Below are 21,234 nucleotides of genomic sequence, written 5' to 3'. Positions count from 1 at the left end.
ATTCTCCAGTGAATTAAAACGAGACAAGGAGTGTAATACATGGCTCAACGATGAATAATCGATGCAAATGCAAAATATTATTGCCACACGGGGATAATCATTGATGTCCGAAAATCGCTGGGAAGGGATCGACGAGTTTGTCGCCGTTGCCGAATGCAGCCAGTTCACCGCTGCCGCGCAACGCCTGGGGGTTTCTTCCTCCCATATCAGTCGACAAATCGTACGCCTCGAAGAGCGCCTGCAAACCCGCCTGCTCTACCGCAGCACCCGCCGGGTCACGCTGACCGAGGCCGGGCAAACCTTCCTGCAACATTGCCAACGCTTGCAGGATGGCCGCGAAGAGGCGTTGCGCGCGGTCGGCGATTTGACCAGCGAGCCCAAAGGCATGCTACGCATGACCTGTGCCGTGGCCTATGGCGAACGGTTCATCGTGCCGCTGGTGACCCGCTTCATGGGCCTGTATCCGCAATTGCGCGTCGATATCGAATTGAGCAACCGCCAGCTTGATCTGGTGCATGAAGGCCTCGACCTGGCGATTCGCCTCGGGCGCTTGCAGGACTCACGGCTGGTCGCCACCCGCCTCGCGCCGCGACGCATGTTTCTCTGTGCCTCTCCGTCCTACCTTGAACGGTACGGTCGCCCACACAGTTTGTCGGAACTGAGCCGCCACAACTGCCTCATCGGCAGTTCGGACCTGTGGCAGCTGGAACAGAACGGGCGGGAATATTCGCAACGGGTGCAGGGAAACTGGCGCTGCAACAGTGGGCAAGCGGTGTTGGACGCGGCGCTACAAGGCGTGGGGCTGTGTCAGTTGCCGGACTATTACGTGCTGGAGCATCTGAAGAGCGGTGCGCTGACTTCGCTGCTGGAGGCGCATCAACCACCGAACACAGCGGTTTGGGCGCTGTATCCGCAGCAGCGGCATCTGTCGCCGAAGGTGCGCAAGTTGGTGGATTATTTGAAGGAAGGGTTGGCCGAACGGCCGGAGTACCAGTGCTAGTGTTTTGTTGGTGTGTCAGCGAGATGTCAGCTGCCTGGACCACCGCTTTCGCGAGAAAGCCCGCTCCCACAGGGGATTAGGGTTGTTCACTAGTATTGCGGGTAACGCCGATCAAATGTGGGAGCGGGCTTGCTCGCGAAAGACGCGACGCAGTCCAGCAGTTACCCCCAAAACCCTCTAGCGGCGGTTAGCCCAACGCTGCTTCAACCATTCCAGATCCTCCGGCCGAGTGACTTTGAGGTTGTCAGCTCGACCTTCAATCAAGCGTGGCGCCAGCCCCGCCCACTCCATGGCCGACGCCTCGTCGGTGATCACCGCGTCAGCCACCAGACTGTCCGCCAAAGCCCGATGCAACGCCCCAAGGCGGAACATCTGCGGCGTGTAGGCCTGCCAGATCACACTGCGATCCACGGTTTCGACCACACGACCGTGCTTGTCGACCCGCTTGAGCGTATCCCGCGCAGGAACCGCCAGCAGCCCGCCGACAGGATCGTCAGCCAGTTCAGCCAGCAATTTGTCCAGATCGTCACGGCTGAGGTTCGGCCGTGCGGCATCGTGAACCAGTACCCAATCCTCATCATCAGCGCCCTGCGCATGCAAGTGCAGCAAGGCGTTGAGCACCGACCCGGAACGCTCCGAGCCGCCCTCGACCCGGGCAATACGCGGATCACTGGCACACGCCAGGTTCGGCCAATAAGGATCGTCCACAGCAACACTGACCACCAAACCTTTCAGGCATGGATGATCAAGGAAACAGCCAAGGCTGTGTTCGAGAATAGTGCGCCCGCCCAGTTGCAGATACTGCTTGGGACGGTCCGCGGCCATACGGGCACCGACGCCCGCGGCAGGAATCACGGCCCAGAAGGCCGGTAACGAATTAATCATTGGGCCAACTGGTAAAGGGTTTCACCGTCCTTGACCATACCCAACTCATGGCGAGCCCGTTCTTCGACGGTCTCCATGCCCTTTTTCAACTCACTGACCTCGGCGTCCATCACCCGGTTGCGTTCCAGCAATGCCTGGTTCTCAGCCTGCTGATCCGCAATCTGCTGAGTCAACTCGGCCACTTGCGCCAGACTGCCATTTCCCACCCACAGGCGGTACTGCAGGCCAGCCAGCAACAAAAGCAGGATGAGGAACAACCAATTGGGACTGCGCATCGAATATCAGGTATCCAGTGAAAAAAGACAGCCATGCCAAACGTGAAGCTTCTGATAGCACGAAGCCTGGAAGAACCAGGCTTGTGCATATAAGGCATCAGATTAGTGGCAAAAACGTCGCTGTAGCGATTTTTCCGACACAATCCGGTGTCTTTTTACCAGTTACCGCTTAACCGCGGAACTCGCCGCGACCGTTGTACTTGGCTTTGCCGTTCAACTGCTCTTCGATACGCAGCAGTTGGTTGTACTTGGATACGCGGTCGGAACGGCACAGGGAGCCGGTCTTGATCTGGCCAGCCGAAGTGCCCACGGCCAGGTCGGCAATGGTCGAGTCTTCGGTTTCGCCGGAGCGGTGCGAGATCACGGCAGTGTAACCGGCGGCCTTGGCCATCTGGATGGCTTCCAGGGTTTCGGTCAGGGTGCCGATCTGGTTGAACTTGATCAGGATCGAGTTGGCGATCTTCTTGTCGATGCCTTCTTTCAGGATCTTGGTGTTGGTGACGAACAGGTCGTCGCCTACCAGCTGAGTCTTCTCGCCGATCTTGTCGGTGAGGATCTTCCAGCCAGCCCAGTCGGACTCGTCCAGGCCATCTTCGATGGAGATGATCGGGTAACGCTCGGTCAGGCCTTTGAGGTAGTCAGCGAAACCTTCGGCGGTGAACACCTGGCCTTCGCCGGACAGGTTGTACTTGCCGTCTTCGTAGAATTCGCTGGCTGCGCAGTCCAGGGCCAGGGTCACGTCGGTGCCCAGCTTGTAACCGGCGTTGGCCACGGCTTCGGAGATCACTTTCAAAGCGTCTTCGTTGGAGGCCAGGTTCGGCGCGAAACCACCTTCGTCACCGACGGCAGTGCTCAGGCCACGGGCCTTCAGCACGGCTTTGAGGTGGTGGAAAATCTCGGTGCCCATGCGCAGACCTTCCGAGAAAGACTTGGCGCCAACCGGCTGAACCATGAATTCCTGGATGTCGACGTTGTTATCGGCGTGCTCGCCGCCGTTGATGATGTTCATCATCGGAACCGGCATCGAGTAGACACCCGGGGTGCCGTTCAGGTTGGCGATGTGAGCGTACAGCGGCAGGTCCTGGTCCTGTGCTGCTGCCTTGGCCGCGGCCAGGGAAACGGCGAGGATCGCGTTGGCGCCCAGGGAACCTTTGTTTTCAGTACCGTCGAGCTTGATCATTGCCAGATCGAGCGCTTTCTGGTCGCTTGGGTCCATGCCTTTCAACAGGTCGCGGATCGGACCGTTGATGTTGGCTACGGCCTTCAGAACGCCCTTGCCCAGGTAACGGCTCTTGTCGCCATCGCGCAGCTCGAGCGCCTCACGCGAGCCAGTGGAAGCACCGGACGGCGCGCAGGCACTGCCGATGATGCCGTTGTCGAGAAGCACGTCCGCTTCCACGGTGGGATTGCCACGGGAGTCGAGAACTTCACGACCTTTGATGTCGACGATTTTAGCCATTGTTGTAAACACTCCAAAGTTGACGAAAACGACGCAGCTGTAGGAAATCTTTGATCGTCGGCAAGTGATGTGCAGCGGGCAGTCTTGCAGACGATAAGGCTCAGGCCCGAGGGCCTGAGCGTTAAATCGTGCGGTACTTTACCGGAGAATTGAGGATTACGCGGTTTCTACCGTCGGAAAACTCTTCACCAGTTCGTCCAAAGCTTTGAGCTGGGCCAGGAATGGCTCCAGTTTGTCCAGGCGCAAGGCGCAAGGACCGTCGCACTTGGCGTTGTCCGGATCCGGGTGGGCTTCCAGGAACAGGCCGGCCAGCGACTGGCTCATACCGGCTTTTGCCAGGTCGGTGACCTGGGCGCGACGACCGCCGGCGGAATCGGAGCGACCACCAGGCATTTGCAGCGCGTGGGTCACATCGAAGAACACCGGGTATTCGAACTGCTTCATGATGCCGAAGCCGAGCATGTCGACGACGAGGTTGTTGTAGCCGAAGCTCGAACCACGCTCGCAGAGGATCAACTGATCGTTACCCGCTTCCACGCACTTGTTCAGGATGTGCTTCATTTCCTGGGGGGCGAGGAACTGGGCTTTCTTGATGTTGATCACGGCGCCCGTTTTGGCCATCGCGACCACGAGGTCGGTCTGGCGCGACAGGAATGCCGGCAACTGGATGATGTCGCAGACTTCAGCGACGACCGCGGCCTGGTCAGGCTCGTGGACGTCGGTGATGATCGGCACGCCGAAGGCTTGCTTGATGTCCTGGAAGATGCGCATGCCTTCTTCCAGGCCAGGACCACGATAGGAGGTCACAGAAGACCGGTTGGCCTTGTCGAAACTGGCCTTGAACACGTAAGGGATACCGAGCTTTTCGGTGACCTTCACATACTCTTCGCAAACCTGCATGGCCATGTCACGGCTTTCCAGCACGTTCATGCCGCCGAACAGCACCATGGGTTTGTCGTTGGCAATCTCGATGTCGCCGACGCGGATGATCTTCTGTGCCATCGGGGTTACGCCTTCTTCTGGTGTTGAGCCAACGCGGCCTTGACGAAACCGCTGAACAGCGGGTGACCGTCGCGTGGCGTCGAGGTGAACTCAGGGTGGAACTGGCAAGCGACGAACCATGGGTGATCCGGAGCTTCAACCACTTCAACCAGTGCGCCATCACCGGAACGACCGGAGATTTTCAAACCGGCTTCCATGATTTGCGGCAGCAGGTTGTTGTTCACTTCGTAGCGATGACGATGACGCTCGACAATCACGTCCTTGCCGTAGCAACCGTGGACCAGGGAACCCGGCTCCAGCAGGCAATCCTGCGCGCCCAGGCGCATGGTGCCGCCCAGGTCGGAGGTTTCGGTACGGGTTTCGACGGCGCCGGTGGCATCTTCCCACTCGGTGATCAGGCCCACGACCGGGTGACCGCTTGCACGATCGAACTCGGTGGAGTTGGCGTCTTTCCAGCCCATCACGTTACGTGCGAACTCGATAACGGCCACTTGCATGCCCAGGCAGATACCCAGGTACGGAACCTTGTTTTCGCGAGCGTATTGAACGGCAGTGATCTTGCCTTCAACGCCACGCAGACCGAAGCCGCCCGGTACCAGGATGGCATCGACGCCTTCGAGCAGCGCGGTGCCCTGGTTCTCGATGTCTTCGGAATCGATGTAGCGCAGGTTGACCTTGGTACGGTTGCTGATGCCCGCGTGACTCATCGCTTCGATCAGCGACTTGTAGGCGTCCAGCAGCTCCATGTACTTGCCGACCATGGCGATGGTGACTTCGTGCTCAGGGTTGAGCTTGGCGTCGACCACGGCTTCCCACTCGGACAGATCGGCACCGCCGCATTGCAGGCCGAAACGCTCGACGACGAAATCGTCCAGGCCCTGGGAGTGCAGGATGCCCGGGATCTTGTAGATGGTATCGGCGTCTTCCAGCGCGATTACCGCACGTTCTTCGACATTGGTGAACTGCGCGATCTTGCGACGCGACGACACATCGATCGGGTGGTCGGAGCGGCAGACCAGCACGTCTGGTTGCAGGCCGATCGAACGCAGTTCCTTCACCGAGTGCTGGGTAGGCTTGGTCTTGGTTTCGCCGGCAGTGGCGATGTACGGCACCAGTGTCAGGTGCATCAGCATCGCGCGCTTGGCGCCGACTTCGAAACGCAGTTGGCGGATCGCCTCGAGGAACGGTTGCGACTCGATGTCACCCACGGTGCCACCGATTTCGACCATTGCCACGTCAGCGTCGCCGGCACCCTTGATGATGCGGCGCTTGATTTCGTCGGTGATGTGCGGGATCACCTGGATGGTTGCACCCAGGTAGTCACCACGGCGCTCCTTGCGCAGGACGTGTTCGTAGACACGGCCCGTGGTGAAGTTGTTGTTCTGGGTCATGGTCGTGCGGATGAACCGCTCGTAGTGACCCAGGTCCAGGTCGGTCTCGGCGCCGTCGTGAGTGACGAACACTTCACCGTGCTGGAACGGGCTCATCGTGCCCGGGTCGACGTTGATGTACGGGTCCAGCTTCAGCATGGTGACCTTAAGTCCCCGCGCCTCCAGGATGGCCGCCAATGATGCCGATGCAATGCCTTTCCCCAATGAAGAAACAACACCGCCCGTGACGAATATGTAGCGCGTCATGAAAAACCCTAGAAGTCTGCGTTAAAGCGGTCCGAGCCGCCGGGGAAAGCGAAGGAAGGCCGAAGCCCCCGATCACCTGCATTAATCACAGTGCACCTTTCGAAAAAACCGCCGCGTTGGGACAGACCGGAAAATGAAACACCGGTTCGTTGCTCGCTACACATTTTTTGGAATCGCCCAGCAAAGACTGCTTGGTAATCGGCAACTCCTGCAATTCAGGCGAATCCACAGAAGTTGTATCAAGAAGGGAGCGTAGTCTACCGGAAAGCCCCTTTCAGCTCAAACCTTGATCTTCGTTCAGTGGCTGCCAATGCAAATGCCAGTCGCCGAGTGCACCACCATCGAGCCCCTTGAGGTTCGCTACCGCCAGCAGTTGCCCGTCTTTGTAGAGCAGCGGCAATCTGCCGCGTACGAAGGACGGTACAGCGCTTTCATTGAGCAAACGTTTCAGGTCCCTATGGCCGCGGCCTGGCAATGCCATGACCTCTCCCCCTTCACGATAGCGGATATGCAGCGGGCCATCGGGGATTTGCCCGGTCAGCGAAAGCACGCCGTTGCCCGGGATAACCAGCGGTGAAGCCGGATCCAGCCACACCCCGGCGCCGGGCAGAGGCCTCAGCCAGTGGCCGGACAGCCACCAGATCCGCCCGCCCGCCCGATGCAGTTCGCCATCGGCCAGCCGCCACACCGGGCAGGCATCGCCGGTGGCATCGCGCAAATCCTCCCAACCCGACCAATGGTCAGTGTCCGGCAAGCGGGTCAGCGGTTCGAGCCAATGACTCAAGGCATTGCGCTGCCGGGCACCGGACATTTGCGCAAGCGGCGCCAGCTCAAGCGACCGCAAGCCCAGCCAGGCAAACTCACTGGCAGAGCTGGCCTCACGCAAATCCATGTCCGCCAGTTCTTCAAGCAGTCCCTGAGCCTCACTCAAATGCGTCGCGCTGCGGGCCATGGTCGCCACCGCTTGCGGCCAGCGCTGGATCAGCACGGGCAAGACTTGATGCCTAAGGTAATTGCGCGAGTACTGCCGATCCTGATTCGAGGGATCTTCGACCCAGCTCAAGCCATGCGCACTGGCATAAGCCTCCAACTCAGCCCGCGTGACATCAAGCATTGGCCGCAGCAAATGCCCCTTGCCCAAAGGGCGCTGACGCGGCATCCCGGACAGTCCGCGCACGCCCGCTCCGCGCAACAAGCGAAACAGCAGCGTTTCCGCCTGATCGTCGCGGTGCTGGGCCGCCAGCAGCACTTCGTTGGCCTGAAGGGCTTCAGTGAAGGCGTGATACCGCGCATCCCGGGCTGCACGTTCAAGGCTGGCACCCGGTTGCACCTGCACGCGAACCACTTGCAGCGGCACGCCCAGCGCAGCGCACACGGCACGACAATGTTCCGGCCACGTATCGGCTACGGCTTGAAGGCCGTGATGCACATGGATGGCGTTGAGCGCCGGCAGGGATTCGGTTTGGGAGAGTGTTGCCAGAAGGTGCAGCAGGACAGTGGAGTCGAGGCCGCCGGAGAAGGCGATGCGCCAGGTCGCAGCATTGCGCCACGAGGCAAGATTCAACAAGAGTCTGGCGGGCAAATCAATATTGGACCGACTCATATCCATCACCTTGCACAAATCAAATGTGGGAGCGGGCTTGCTCGCGAAGGCGGATCAACATTCAACGCACCCGTTGACTGTTATACCGCTTTCGCGAGCAAGCCCGCTCCCACATGGGCACTGCGTGTACGGCTTAGAGACCGTAGCTCATCAGTCGATCGTAGCGGCGCTTGAGCAGCGCGTCGTTATCGAACTTCTTCAGCATCGCCAGTTGCGAGCTCAGCTCGGCGCGAATCGATGCGGCTGCGGCGGCCGGGTCGCGGTGCGCGCCGCCCAGTGGCTCGCCAATCACCTTGTCCACGATGCCCAGGCCTTTGAGGCGCTCGGCGGTGATGCCCATCGCTTCTGCGGCATCCGGTGCCTTCTCGGAGGTTTTCCACAGAATCGAAGCGCAACCTTCCGGCGAAATCACCGCGTAGGTGGAGTATTGCAGCATGTTCAACTGGTCGCAGACACCGATCGCCAGTGCACCACCGGAACCACCCTCACCGATCACGGTGGCGATGATTGGGGTTTTCAGGCGGGCCATGACACGCAGGTTCCAGGCAATCGCTTCGCTCTGGTTGCGCTCTTCAGCGTCAATGCCAGGGTAAGCGCCCGGAGTGTCGATGAAGGTCAGGATCGGCATTTTGAAACGTTCGGCCATTTCCATCAGGCGGCAAGCCTTGCGGTAGCCTTCCGGACGCGGCATGCCGAAATTGCGGCGAACTTTCTCGCGCACTTCACGGCCTTTCTGGTGACCGATGATCATCACCGGCTTGTCGTCCAGACGGGCAATACCGCCAACGATGGCAGCGTCGTCCGAGAAGTGACGGTCACCGTGCAGTTCGTCGAACTCGGTGAAGATGTGTTCGATGTAGTCCAGGGTATACGGACGTTTCGGGTGACGCGCCAGACGTGCGATCTGCCAGCTGGTCAGCTTGCCGAAGATGTCTTCGGTCAGCGTTTTGCTCTTGTCCTGCAGGCGGGAGATCTCATCGCCGATATTCAGCGAATTGTCATTACCGACCAAGCGCAACTCTTCGATCTTGGCTTGCAGGTCGGCGATCGGCTGTTCGAAATCTAGAAAATTCGGGTTCATAGGCGTCCGTCTTGGGTCGAGTCCCAAGGGTTCTTGGGCCGGCCGGTTGTCTATTCGCGCCCTACCTTAAGGGACAGGCGCGTTGAGGTCGAGATTAAAAATTCAGGTCAAGGTCAGGGCAATCTGATAGCACTGACCGTCAACGGTATTGGAGGAAGACGTTGTCTCGCCCGAACTGGTCACGCAGGGCTTGAATCAACGCATCCGCCGGATCGATTCGCCAGCCTTCGCCGAACTGCAACAAGGCCTTCGCATCGGGGCTGGTGTAGTCCAAGGTGATCGGGCACGCGCCGCGGTGACGCTTCAACAGTTCACCCAGCCAGCGTAGCTGATCGCCCTTGAGGTCCTTGGTATGCAACTTCAGGCGCAGGCTTTCGGCCAGATTGGTGCGCGCATCCTCCATGCTCATCACCCGCTTGACCCGCAATTTCAGGCCACCGGAGAAGTCGTCGTTGCTGACCTCGCCTTCGACCACCACCATCGCGTCGGTCTGCAACAACGATTGCGCGGAATGGAACGCCTCGGAAAACAGCGAGGCCTCGATTCGTCCGGAGCGGTCGTCGAGGGTGATGAACCCCATCTTGTCGCCCTTTTTGTTCTTCATCACCCGCAAGGCGATGATCATCCCGGCAACGGTCTGGGTATCACGCGCCGGTTTCAGGTCGATGATGCGCTGGCGGGCGAAGCGACGGATTTCACCTTCGTACTCGTCGATCGGGTGACCGGTCAGGTACAGGCCGAGGGTATCTTTCTCCCCCTTCAGGCGCTCCTTGAGGGTCAGTTCCTTGGCCTTGCGGTGATTGGCGTAGACGTCGGCGTCTTCTTCGACAAACAGACCGCCAAACAGGTCGGAGTGACCGCTGTCCTGGGTGCGCGCGGTCTGTTCGGCCGCCTTGATCGCCTCTTCCATGGCCGTCAGCAGCACCGCGCGATTGCGGTCGATGTTGGCCTGGTAGGCTTTCTGCTCGTCGTGGAAATACGGCCCGAGGCGATCCAGGGCGCCGCTGCGGATCAAACCGTCGAGGGTGCGCTTGTTGATGCGCTTGAGGTCGACCCGTGCGCAGAAATCGAACAGATCCTTGAACGGACCGGCCAGACGCGCTTCGGTGATCGCCTCGACCGGACCTTCACCCACGCCCTTGATGGCGCCCAGGCCGTAAATGATCCGGCCTTCGTCGTTCACCGTGAACTTGAACTCGGACGTGTTCACGTCCGGCGCGTCGAGACGCAGCTTCATCGTCCGCACTTCTTCGATCAAGGTCACGACCTTGTCGGTGTTGTGCATATCCGCAGAGAGTACCGCGGCCATGAACGGCGCCGGGTAGTGCGCCTTCAGCCATGCGGTCTGGTACGACACCAGGCCATAGGCGGCGGAGTGGGATTTGTTGAAGCCGTAACCGGCGAATTTTTCCACCAGGTCGAAAATGTTACCGGCGAGGTCCGCGTCGATATTGTTGGTGGCGCAACCTTCAATGAAGCCACCGCGCTGCTTGGCCATTTCCTCGGGTTTTTTCTTACCCATGGCTCGACGCAGCATGTCCGCACCACCGAGGGTGTAACCGGCCATGACCTGGGCAATCTGCATCACCTGTTCCTGGTACAGGATGATGCCGTAAGTCGGTGCCAGTACCGGCTTGAGGCCTTCGTACTGGTAGTCCGAGTGCGGATACGCCAGCTCGGCGCGACCGTGCTTACGGTTGATGAAGTCGTCCACCATGCCCGATTGCAGCGGGCCCGGACGGAACAGTGCCACCAGTGCGATCAAGTCTTCCAGGCAGTCGGGCTTGAGCTTTTTGATCAGCTCCTTCATGCCCCGGGATTCAAGCTGGAACACCGCCGTGGTTTCGGCTTTTTGCAGCAAGGTGTAGGTCGGTTTGTCATCCAGCGGGATGAACGCGATATCCAGCGGCGGTTCGTTGACCTTGGCACGGTCGCGGTTGATCGTTTTCAGCGCCCAGTCGATGATCGTCAGGGTCCGCAGGCCGAGGAAGTCGAACTTCACCAGGCCGGCCGCCTCGACGTCATCCTTGTCGAACTGGGTTACCAGGCCATCACCGGCTTCGTCGCAATAGATCGGCGAGAAGTCGGTCAGCTTGGTCGGGGCGATTACCACACCACCGGCGTGCTTGCCGACGTTACGCACAACGCCTTCGAGCTTGCGGGCCATCTCCCAGATTTCTGCGGCCTCTTCATCGACCTTGATGAAATCGCGCAGGATCTCTTCCTGCTCATAGGCCTTTTCCAGGGTCATGCCGACTTCGAACGGAATCATCTTCGACAGACGATCCGCCAGGCCATAGGACTTGCCCTGCACCCGCGCCACGTCGCGGACCACCGCCTTTGCCGCCATGGAACCGAAGGTGATGATCTGGCTCACGGCGTTGCGGCCGTACTTCTCGGCTACGTAGTCGATTACCCGGTCGCGACCGTCCATGCAGAAGTCGACGTCGAAGTCGGGCATGGATACCCGTTCCGGGTTGAGGAATCGTTCGAACAGCAGGTCATATTCCAGCGGGTCGAGGTCGGTGATCTTCTGCACATAGGCCACCAGCGACCCGGCACCCGATCCACGGCCAGGACCCACCGGTACGCCGTTGTTCTTGGCCCACTGGATAAAGTCCATCACGATCAGGAAGTAACCGGGGAACCCCATCTGGATGATGATATCCAGCTCGAAATTCAGCCGGTCGACATAGACCTGGCGCTTGGCCTCGTAGTCTTCGGTGGTGTCCTTGGGCAGCAGAACGGCAAGGCGCTCTTCCAGACCGTCGAAGGACACCTTGCGGAAGTACTCGTCGATGGTCATGCCATCGGGGATCGGGAAGTTGGGCAGGAAGTGCGTGCCCAGCTTCACTTCAATGTTGCAGCGCTTGGCGATCTCGACGGTGTTTTCCAGCGCTTCGGGAATGTCGCTGAACAGCTCGGCCATTTCCTCGGCGCTTTTGAGATACTGCTGATCGCTGTAATTCTTCGAACGCCGCGGATCGTCGAGGGCGCGGCCCTCACCGATGCAAACGCGGGTTTCGTGGGCAGCGAAGTCTTCCTGCTTGATGAAGCGCACGTCGTTGGTCGCCACCAGCGGCGCACCGAGCTTCTCGGCCAGGGCCACGGCACCGTGCAGTTGTTCTTCATCGTTGGGGCGGTTGGTGCGCTGGATTTCCAGATAGAAACGATCCGGAAACACGTCCATCCATTCGCGGGCCAGGGTTTCGGCCTCGGCGGGGTTGCCGCTGAGCATGGCCTGGCCGATCTCGCCTTCTTTGGCCGCCGACAGCATGATCAAGCCCGAGTTGGCTTCAGCGACCCATTCGCGCTCGATGATGATCGCGCCGTTGCGCTGACCATCGATAAAGCCGCGGGAAATCAGTTCGGTGAGGTTGCGATAGCCTTCGGCGTTCATCACCAGCAGGCTGATCCGGCTCAGGGGGTTGTCCGGATCCTTGTTCGACAGCCACAGGTCGGCGCCGCAGATCGGCTTGATCCCGGCACCCATGGCGTTTTTATAGAATTTGACCAGGGAACACATGTTGTTCTGGTCGGTGACCGCCACGGCAGGCATGTTCATGCCCACCAGGGTCTTGACCAGCGGTTTGATCCGCACCAGACCGTCGACCAGAGAGTATTCAGTGTGCAGGCGTAGGTGAACGAATGAAGCCGGCATAGTGATCCTGTCTATAAACATGAAGACAACAAGGCCCGGATTGTACCGGGCCTTGGTAAAAAAAATCAGCCTTGCGACTAACTCTCTACGGCGCTCTCTAGCGCCTCATACGCCAGCCGCACCGGGGCAAACGAACGCCGATGAATCGGGGTCGGCCCAAGCCGTGCAAGCGCTTCCAGATGAACAGGCGTCGGGTAGCCTTTGTGCCCGCCGATGCCGTAACCCGGGTAGATCAATTCGAACGCGGCCATTTCACGATCACGGCTGACCTTGGCCAGAATCGATGCGGCGGCGATGGCTGGAACCTTGCTATCGCCCTTGACCACGGCTTCGGAGCGCATCGGCAGTTTCGGGCAACGATTACCGTCGATCATCGCCAGCTTCGGCTGAACGTGCAGCCCGGCGACCGCGCGCTGCATGGCCAACATGGTGGCGTGCAGGATATTCAGTTCGTCGATTTCTTCGACTTCGGCGCGAGCGATGCACCAGCTCAGGGCTTTTTCGCAGATTTCGTCGTAGAGCTTTTCGCGACGGGCTTCGGTGAGTTTCTTCGAGTCATTCAGGCCGAGGATCGGACGGTTCGGATCGAGGATCACCGCCGCTGTCACCACCGCACCACAGAGCGGACCGCGACCCACCTCATCGACACCGGCAACCAACTCTTCGATTTCAGCGACCAAGGTGAAATCCAGCCCCATCTGCATATTCGTTTTACTCATTTTACTTGGCCGATCAGGTTCAGCACTGCGTCCGCAGCCTGGTTGGAGGCATCCAGACGCAGGGTCCGGTGAATCTCGTCAAAACCGCGGGTCTGCTCTTCCCCATCCTCGATCAGTGGCGACAAGGTCTGGGCCAGCGCTTCGACCGTGGCATCGTCCTGCAACAACTCGGGCACCAACAGACGTTGGGCCAACAGGTTCGGCAACGAAATGTAGGGGCTTTTCACCATGCGCTTGAGAATCCAGAACGTCAGCGGCGCCAGGCGATAGGCGACCACCATCGGTCGCTTGTACAGCAGCGCTTCAAGCGTCGCGGTACCGGAGGCGATCAACACCGCATCGCACGCTGCCAGGGCCAGATGAGATTGCCCGTCGAGCAGGGTCAGCGGCAGATCGCGACCGGCCAACAGTTCTTCGAGCTGTGCGCGACGTTGCGCACTGGCGCACGGCATGACAAACCGCACCCCCGGGCGCAATGCCCGCAGGCGCTGCGCCGTATCGAGAAACAATGAACCGAGCCGGCCAACTTCACCGCCACGGCTGCCTGGCATCAACGCCACCAGCGGCCCGTCAGGCAAACCGAGTTCGGCCCGCGCAGCAGCGCGATCGGCCTGCAGTGGAATGGCATCGGCCAGGGTATGGCCGACGAAACGCACCGGCACGCCTTTCTCTTCGTAGAATCTGGCTTCGAACGGGAACAGCGTGAGCATCAGGTCGCAGCCTTCGCGAATCTTCAGCACGCGTTTCTGACGCCAGGCCCAAACCGACGGGCTGACGTAATGCACCGTCTTGATCCCGGCCTGGCGCAGCTTGAGTTCGATATTGAGGTTGAAGTCCGGCGCGTCGATACCGATGAATACATCGGGTTTCGCGTCGATCAGGTCGGCGACCAGCTTCTTGCGCCGAGCCAGCAACTCGCGCAATCGGCCCAGCACTTCCACCAGGCCCATGACGGACAGACGCTCCATCGGGAAATACGAGGTCAGGCCTTCAGCCTGCATCAACGGACCACCGACACCGATGAACTCGACCGCCGGGTGGCGAGTCTTGAGCGCGCGCATGAGACCCGCACCCAGAATGTCACCGGAAGCCTCACCCGCTACCAGCGCAATACGCAGATTGGCCATGGTTAGCGGGTGATGCCGCGGGTCGAAGACTGGATGGAGTCACGGAACACCGCTACTTCCGGGAACTGCGCAGATGGCTCCGCCAGTTCGGCGAGCGCCTGCTCCACGGTCAGGCCCTGGCGGTACACCACCTTGTAGGCACGACGCAGCGCGTGGATCGCATCTTCGCTGAAGCCCCGACGGCGCATGCCCTCGAAGTTCATGCTCCGGGCTTCGGCTGGGTTGCCGAACACCGTGACATACGCAGGAACATCCTTGCCGATCGCTGTACCCATACCTGAAAAGCTGTGGGCGCCAATGTGGCAATACTGGTGAACCAGGGTAAAACCGGAAAGGATCGCCCAGTCTTCCACATGCACATGGCCCGCCAGTGCGGTGTTGTTCACCAGGATGCAATGGTTGCCGATAACGCTGTCGTGGCCTATGTGGGCATAGGCCATGATCAGGTTGTGGTCGCCCAGGGTCGTTTCCGAGCGGTCCTGGATGGTGCCACGGTGAATCGTCACACCTTCACGGATGACGTTGTGGTCACCGATCACCAGGCGGGTTTCCTCGCCCTTGTACTTCAGGTCGGGTGTGTCTTCGCCCACCGAGGAAAACTGGTAGATGCGATTGTGCTTACCGATTCGGGTCGGGCCCTTGAGAATCACGTGTGGCCCGATGATTGTCCCCTCGCCGATTTCCACACCTGCGCCGACGATCGACCACGGGCCGACTTCGACGCCGTCAGCCAGAACGGCTGCCGGATCGATGATTGCACGAGGGTCAATCAAACTCATAGCTTGCGTTCCGCACAGATGATTTCAGCCGAGCAGACAGGCTTGCCATCGACCGAAGCCTGGCACTCGAACTTCCAGATCTGACGCTTGCAGCTGATGAACTTGGCCTCAAGGATCAGCTGATCGCCCGGCAAAACCGGCTGGCGGAAGCGCAGCTTGTCGGACCCGACGAAGTAATAGAGCGTGCCGTCAGCCGGTTTCACGTCAAGCATTTTGAAACCAAGGATCCCGGCAGCCTGAGCCATTGCCTCGATGATCAATACGCCCGGCATGATTGGATGCGCAGGGAAGTGACCATTGAAGAACGGTTCGTTGATGCTGACATTCTTGTAGGCGCGAATGCGCTTGCCTTCAACATCCAGCTCCACTACCCGGTCCACCAGCAGGAACGGGTAACGGTGAGGCAGGTATTCGCGAATCTCGTTGATGTCCATCATTTCGGGGGGAAGCCTATGTAAAGATTGGGAGCGCACGACTGACACACGCCCCTCTAGCAAATCAAGCAGGCCGTCTAACGGCTGTGCACACTTGATATGGAAATGGTATCAGCCATCTGATGAAGCATTACCGTCAGGGGTCACTTCCCCTACACGCTTTTCCAGCTGTCGCAGGCGCCGCGCGATGTCATCGAGCTGACGGATGCGAGCCGCGCTTTTGCGCCATTCGGCTGCTGGCTGCATTGCCGTTCCGGAAGAATAGGAACCCTTTTCGGTAATCGAGTGGGTCACCATGGTCATTCCGGTGATGAAAACGTTGTCGCAAATTTCGATATGCCCCACCAGCCCTACACCGCCAGCGAGCATGCAATGCTTGCCGATTTTGGTGCTGCCGGAGATCCCGACGCAGGCGGCCATGGCGGTGTGATCACCGACCTGAACGTTGTGGGCGATCTGGATCTGGTTGTCGAGCTTCACACCATTACCGAGAACGGTATCGGCCAATGCGCCGCGGTCGATAGCGGTATTCACGCCAATCTCTACATCGTCACCGACCAACACACCACCGATCTGGGCAATTTTCTGCCAGACACCTTTCTCATTGGCAAAACCGAAACCTTCGCCACCAAGCACGGCACCTGACTGAATGACCACACGCTTGCCGATGCGCACGTCGTGGTACAGCGTGACCCGCGGGGCCAGCCAGCCGCCTTCGCCAATTTCGCAACGGGCACCGATGAAGCAATGCGCACCGATGGTCACACCCGCAGCAATACGTGCCGCGCTTTCGATCACCGCAAAGGCACCAATACTCGCAGCCGGGTCAACCACCGCGTCCTCGGCCACAACGGCTGTCGGGTGAATGCCGGCAGCCGCTTTCGGCTTTGGATCGAACAGGTGGGAAACACGCGCGTAGGCCAGATACGGATCAGGCACCATCAGCGCATTACCGGCAAAACCTTCGGCATCAGCAGCCTTCAGTAACAGAGCTGCGGCCTGGCTATCTGCCAGGTACTTACGGTATTGAGGGTTTGCGAGAAAGCTCAACTGAGCTGGGCCAGCCTCTTGCAAAGTGGCTAGCCCAGTAATTTCTTTCTCCGGGTCGCCACGTAGCGTGGCGCCGAGGAACTCGGCCAATTGGCCGAGCTTTATAGTCGCGGTCATAGTTACTTCAGCTGATTCATGCGCTCGATAACCTGGCGAGTGATGTCGTACTGAGGCTTGACATCAATCACTGCGCCACGCTCGAAGACCAGGTCAAAAGCACCTTTCTTGATGACTTCTTCCACAGCGCTGTCCAGTTTCGGCTTGAGCTGCTTCAGCATTTCACGGTCGGCAACGGCTTTGGCTTCGTTCAGTTCCTTGGACTGGAACTGGAAGTCACGGGCCTTTTGCTTGAATTCAAGCTCCAGACGCTCGCGCTCGCCCTGCTGCATTTTGTCGCCACCGGCCATCAGGCGGTCCTGAATGCCCTTGGCGCTGCTTTCCAGCGTCTTGAGCTTGGTCAGCTGAGGACCGAACTTCTTCTCGGCATCCACGGCGTATTTCTTGGCCGCGTCGGACTCCAGCAGAGCCATCTGATAGTTCAGAACAGCAATTTTCATGTCGGCGAACGCCGGACCAGCGACCAGTACGCTGGCCAGGAGAACCAATTGAGTCAACTTACGCACGATGCACCCCTACAAAATTCATTGTCGTTATCTGGGTCAGACGCTTAGAACGTCTGGCCGAGAGAGAATTGGAACACTTGAGTTTCAGCGTCATCCGGTTTCTTGACTGGCATGGCCAGGGCGAAACTCAGAGGACCCAGTGCGGTGACCCAGGTCACACCCACACCGACGGAACTGGCCATGTTGCTCAGACTGATATCGTTGCACTTGGTGTTGGACTTCGAGCCATCCGCGTTTGTGGTATCCGAGCAAGATGAATCGAACACGTTACCCACATCCCAGAATACCGAGGTCCGCAGGGAGCGTTGATCCTTGATGAACGGCAGCGGGAACAGAACCTCCACACCACCCTGGATCAGGACGTTACCACCGAACGGCAGCGGATCCTGGTCCGGATCGACCGCTGTACCAGGGTTCTTGCCGGTACTTGGTGTACTGCGAGGCCCCAGAGTGCTGTCCTTGAAGCCACGAACCGAGTTGAAACCACCAGCATAGTAGTTTTCATAGAATGGCAAGCCATCCGTCGACCCGTAGCCATCGCCATAACCCAGCTCGGTGTGCAGGCGCATGGTGTAGTTCTCGCTCAATGGCTGGAACAACTGGCCACGGTAGTCGAGCTTGAAGAACGACAGGTCGCTGCCTGGAATCGTGGATTCCAGCACCAGGCTCTGGGAATGACCACGGGTAGCGAGCACACCCTTGTTCAGGGTGGACTCGGACCAACCGGCCGAAGCCTTGAAGTTCAGGTACTTGTCGCCTTCCTTGTTAACGAAGTCGAAGATCTCGTCAACGGTGTACACACCTGTCTTGATCTCGTCCTGCTGAGCCGTCAGGCCAAAGGTCAGACGCGAAGTCTCGCTGATCGGGTAGCCAACGCTCACGCCTGCACCCAGGCTGTCTACGGCGTAGCTGGCGATGTCAGTATCGAGCTCGTCATAGTCAGTCGTGCGGTAAAACGCGTTGTAACCCAGGCTCACGCCGTCGGCGGTCCAGTAGGGGTCGACAAAGCCGAAGTTATAGCGGGTCTGGTATTCGCTTTTGGTCAAGCCGACGCTGACCTTGTTACCGGTACCCAGGAAGTTGTTCTGGGTGATCGAACCACCGAGGATCAGACCGGCGCTCTGGGCGAAACCGACGCTGGCGGTAATCGAACCGGAGGCTTGTTCTTCAACGCTGTAGTTGACGTCCACCTGGTCATCGACACCCGGCACGGCCGGGGTCTCAACGTTGACTTCCTTGAAGAAGCCCAGACGTTCAAGACGGGTCTTGGATTGGTCGATCAGGTAAGTGGAAGCCCAGCCGCCTTCCATCTGACGCATTTCACGACGCAGCACTTCGTCTTCGGACTTGGTGTTGCCACGGAAGTTGATGCGGTTCACGTAGGCACGCTTGCCCGGATCGACCGCGAACAGGATGTCTACGGTGTGATCTTCGTCGTGCGGTTGAGGCACACCGTTGACGTTGGCGAAGGTGTAACCCTCGTTACCCAGGCGACGGGTGATCAGTTCGGAGGTGGTGGTCATCAGCTTGCGCGAGAACACCTGGCCTTTTTGCACCAGCAACAGGGACTTGATCTGGTCTTCAGGGACTTTCAGGTCACCGCTGAGCTTGACGTCACGAACGGTGTACTTCTCGCCTTCGTTGACGTTGACGGTGATGTAGACGTGTTTCTTGTCTGGCGTAATGGAGACCTGAGTCGAAGCGATATCCATGTTGATGTAGCCACGGTCCAGATAGTAGGAACGCAGGCGCTCCAGGTCACCGGACAGCTTTTCACGGGCGTACTTGTCGTCGTTCTTGAAGAACGACAACCAGTTGGTGGTCTTGAGTTCGAACAGGTCGATCAGGTCTTCGTCAGGGAAGACCGTGTTGCCCACCACGTTGATGTGCTGGATAGCCGCAACGGTGCCTTCGTTGATGTTGACCTTCAGGCCGACGCGGTTACGCGGCTGCGGCACCACTTCGGTGTCGACGGTAGCCGAGTAGCGACCCTGGGCGACGTACTGACGTTGCAGCTCGTTACGCACACCTTCGAGGGTGGCACGCTGGAAGATCTCGCCTTCGGCCAGACCGGATTGCTTGAGGCCTTTCATCAGGTCTTCGGTAGAGATCGCCTTGTTGCCTTCGATCTCGATACTGGCGACCGACGGGCGCTCGACTACCGTGATGACCAGGACGTTGCCATCGCGGCCCAGCTGGATATCTTGAAAGAAACCGGTTTTGAACAACGCACGAGTGGATTCCACCAGGCGACGATCATCCGCCTGTTCACCGACGTTCAACGGCAAAGCACCAAAGACGCTACCCGCGGAGACCCGCTGGAGGCCATTGACGCGAATATCAGAGATAGTGAAGGACTCGGCGTGAACTTCGGCGATCATCAATACGGTGAGAACCGCAGTTAGCAGCAGACGTTTCATGAAGTCCTTTCTTATTCCAACTGGCAATAAACAAACTGCCGCAAAATGCGGCAGATTCGCAATTCAGCGAAGCGTTACAGTCGACCCAGATCATTAACCAGAGCAAGCAACATCACCCCGATCACCAAACTGATACCGATCTGTATCCCCCAACCTTGCACCCGATCTGACAAGGGACGACCACGCACCCACTCGATCAGATAAAACAACAAATGCCCCCCATCCAGTACCGGAATGGGCAACAAATTCAGAACGCCCAAGCTAATACTCAGATAAGCAAGGAAATTCAGGAAATCAGCAACACCCGACTGGGCCGAAGCGCCCGCCACTTTAGCAATGGTTATCGGTCCACTCAAGTTTTTTACCGAGAGCTCGCCGAACAACATTTTCTTCAGTGAATCGAGGGTCAACACGCTCATGGTCCAGGTGCGTCGAGCCCCCTCGCCAATTGCTGCCAATGGCCCGTAGCTGACCTCGCGGATCATCTCCGGCGGCCAGTCGATCGCTTTCACCCCTGCCCCCAAATAACCGCTGGGTGACTTGCTCTCGCCACGAGCGGCAAGTGTTACCGGGACGTCGATCTGAGCACCGTCGCGCTCAACCCGCAGCATGATTTTGGTATCAGGATGCATACGGACGGTATCGACAACCTGCTGCCAGTCATCGAGCGTACGACCATCGAGCGCGAGCAACCGGTCACCGGTCTTCAGGCCGGCAGCCTTGGCCGGCCCCTTTGGATCGAGTTCGGCCAGGACAGGCGGCAATGCCGGACGCCACGGACGAATCCCCAACGAATGGATAGGGTCGGGCTCGTCAGCCCCTTTGAGCCACTTGTCCAGCACAAGTTCACGAGGAGAGTCGGCCGTGGAACCCTGTTCGCGCACCACTATCTGCAACGAACCGCTTTCGCCCAGGCGACGCACCAGCTGCAGGTTCACCGCAGCCCAGCCGGAAGTCGCCTCACCATCAATGGCCACGATTTCCTGGCCGGGGCTCAAACCTGCCTTGGCCGCAATACTCCCGGACTCGACAGCGCCGATGACCGGACGCACCTGCTCGCTGCCGAGCATTGCCAATACCCAGAAGAACGCCAATGCCAGCAGGAAGTTGGCAATCGGCCCCGCCGCTACGATGGCAATGCGCTGACGAACGGATTTACGATTGAAGGATTGATCAAGCTGATCGAGCGGTACTTCACCTTCGCGCTCGTCGAGCATCTTGACGTAGCCGCCCAACGGGATGGCGGCGACGACAAATTCGGTGCCCTGCTTGTCGTGCCAACGCAGCAAAGGCATGCCGAAGCCTACGGAGAAACGCAGCACTTTGACCCCACAGCGACGCGCGACCCAAAAATGGCCGAACTCGTGGAAGGTAACCAGCACACCCAGAGCGACCAGGGTGCCGACAATCATATAGAGCGCGCTCATCTACTTTCTCCGCATTCCTATCCGCTGCTGCCTGGGCCAACTATCCGCAGCA

General features: G+C 59.1%; 17 protein-coding genes. 1 reads left to right on the top strand and 16 read right to left on the bottom strand.

Going from position 1 to position 21,234, the window contains the following annotated elements; translation table 11 throughout:
- The first annotated feature begins 103 nt into the window (after window positions 1-103).
- Complete coding sequence (locus tag KGB29_RS02475; RefSeq protein ID WP_223616246.1) at window positions 104-1,000, top strand: LysR substrate-binding domain-containing protein; 897 nt, start codon at window positions 104-106, stop codon at window positions 998-1,000.
- Window positions 1,001-1,177: 177 nt separating this feature from the next.
- On the opposite strand, the gene ispD is transcribed toward KGB29_RS02475, so the two are convergent.
- The 16 genes from ispD to rseP form a co-directional block, all read right to left on the bottom strand.
- Complete coding sequence (gene ispD, locus KGB29_RS02470; protein WP_154861811.1) at window positions 1,178-1,885, bottom strand: 2-C-methyl-D-erythritol 4-phosphate cytidylyltransferase; 708 nt, start codon at window positions 1,883-1,885, stop codon at window positions 1,178-1,180.
- Window positions 1,882-2,160 (bottom strand): cell division protein FtsB, encoded by a 279-nt coding sequence (ftsB, locus tag KGB29_RS02465; protein ID WP_007970710.1) that lies wholly within the window; start codon window positions 2,158-2,160, stop codon window positions 1,882-1,884. Before ftsB ends, ispD begins: the two co-directional genes overlap by 4 nt.
- A gap of 169 nt (window positions 2,161-2,329) precedes the next feature.
- The gene (eno, locus tag KGB29_RS02460; RefSeq protein WP_008019783.1) at window positions 2,330-3,619 is read right to left on the bottom strand and encodes a phosphopyruvate hydratase; all 1,290 of its coding nucleotides are present in this window, start codon (window positions 3,617-3,619) and stop codon (window positions 2,330-2,332) included.
- Between the two features lie 156 nt (window positions 3,620-3,775).
- On the bottom strand, window positions 3,776-4,621 hold the full coding sequence (gene kdsA, locus KGB29_RS02455) for a 3-deoxy-8-phosphooctulonate synthase (protein WP_015093773.1): 846 nt from the start codon (window positions 4,619-4,621) through the stop codon (window positions 3,776-3,778).
- A gap of 5 nt (window positions 4,622-4,626) precedes the next feature.
- Window positions 4,627-6,258, bottom strand: a complete 1,632-nt coding sequence (locus KGB29_RS02450; RefSeq protein ID WP_057716161.1) for a CTP synthase — start codon at window positions 6,256-6,258, stop codon at window positions 4,627-4,629.
- Between the two features lie 274 nt (window positions 6,259-6,532).
- Window positions 6,533-7,861 carry a tRNA lysidine(34) synthetase TilS gene (gene tilS, locus KGB29_RS02445; RefSeq protein ID WP_154861812.1) on the bottom strand — a complete coding sequence of 443 codons (1,329 nt, stop codon included), beginning with the start codon at window positions 7,859-7,861 and terminating at the stop codon, window positions 6,533-6,535.
- A gap of 133 nt (window positions 7,862-7,994) precedes the next feature.
- Window positions 7,995-8,942, bottom strand: a complete 948-nt coding sequence (locus tag KGB29_RS02440; RefSeq protein ID WP_057716163.1) for an acetyl-CoA carboxylase carboxyltransferase subunit alpha — start codon at window positions 8,940-8,942, stop codon at window positions 7,995-7,997.
- A 139-nt stretch (window positions 8,943-9,081) separates the two neighbouring features.
- Window positions 9,082-12,603 (bottom strand): DNA polymerase III subunit alpha, encoded by a 3,522-nt coding sequence (dnaE, locus tag KGB29_RS02435; RefSeq protein WP_057716164.1) that lies wholly within the window; start codon window positions 12,601-12,603, stop codon window positions 9,082-9,084.
- A gap of 77 nt (window positions 12,604-12,680) precedes the next feature.
- Complete coding sequence (rnhB, locus tag KGB29_RS02430; RefSeq protein ID WP_150812975.1) at window positions 12,681-13,307, bottom strand: ribonuclease HII; 627 nt, start codon at window positions 13,305-13,307, stop codon at window positions 12,681-12,683.
- A gap of 11 nt (window positions 13,308-13,318) precedes the next feature.
- Window positions 13,319-14,449 carry a lipid-A-disaccharide synthase gene (gene lpxB / locus KGB29_RS02425; RefSeq protein ID WP_150812909.1) on the bottom strand — a complete coding sequence of 377 codons (1,131 nt, stop codon included), beginning with the start codon at window positions 14,447-14,449 and terminating at the stop codon, window positions 13,319-13,321.
- A gap of 2 nt (window positions 14,450-14,451) precedes the next feature.
- Window positions 14,452-15,228 (bottom strand): acyl-ACP--UDP-N-acetylglucosamine O-acyltransferase, encoded by a 777-nt coding sequence (gene lpxA / locus KGB29_RS02420; RefSeq protein ID WP_150812908.1) that lies wholly within the window; start codon window positions 15,226-15,228, stop codon window positions 14,452-14,454.
- Window positions 15,225-15,665, bottom strand: a complete 441-nt coding sequence (gene fabZ / locus KGB29_RS02415; protein ID WP_007978374.1) for a 3-hydroxyacyl-ACP dehydratase FabZ — start codon at window positions 15,663-15,665, stop codon at window positions 15,225-15,227. Before fabZ ends, lpxA begins: the two co-directional genes overlap by 4 nt.
- A 108-nt stretch (window positions 15,666-15,773) precedes the next feature.
- A complete protein-coding gene (lpxD, locus tag KGB29_RS02410) occupies window positions 15,774-16,829 on the bottom strand; it encodes a UDP-3-O-(3-hydroxymyristoyl)glucosamine N-acyltransferase (RefSeq protein WP_090453388.1) in 1,056 nt (351 codons plus the stop codon).
- Window positions 16,830-16,831: 2 nt separating this feature from the next.
- Window positions 16,832-17,335, bottom strand: a complete 504-nt coding sequence (locus KGB29_RS02405) for an OmpH family outer membrane protein (protein ID WP_007990260.1) — start codon at window positions 17,333-17,335, stop codon at window positions 16,832-16,834.
- Between the two features lie 44 nt (window positions 17,336-17,379).
- Window positions 17,380-19,755 (bottom strand): outer membrane protein assembly factor BamA, encoded by a 2,376-nt coding sequence (bamA, locus tag KGB29_RS02400; protein WP_057716169.1) that lies wholly within the window; start codon window positions 19,753-19,755, stop codon window positions 17,380-17,382.
- 74 nt (window positions 19,756-19,829) lie between these two features.
- Window positions 19,830-21,182 (bottom strand): sigma E protease regulator RseP, encoded by a 1,353-nt coding sequence (gene rseP / locus KGB29_RS02395; RefSeq protein ID WP_150812906.1) that lies wholly within the window; start codon window positions 21,180-21,182, stop codon window positions 19,830-19,832.
- Between the last annotated feature and the right edge of the window lie 52 nt (window positions 21,183-21,234).

This window comes from Pseudomonas sp. BF-B-30 (assembly GCF_019956305.1).
Lineage (GTDB): Bacteria > Pseudomonadota > Gammaproteobacteria > Pseudomonadales > Pseudomonadaceae > Aquipseudomonas > Aquipseudomonas jessenii.
This window is presented reverse-complemented; position numbering and strand designations above follow the sequence as displayed.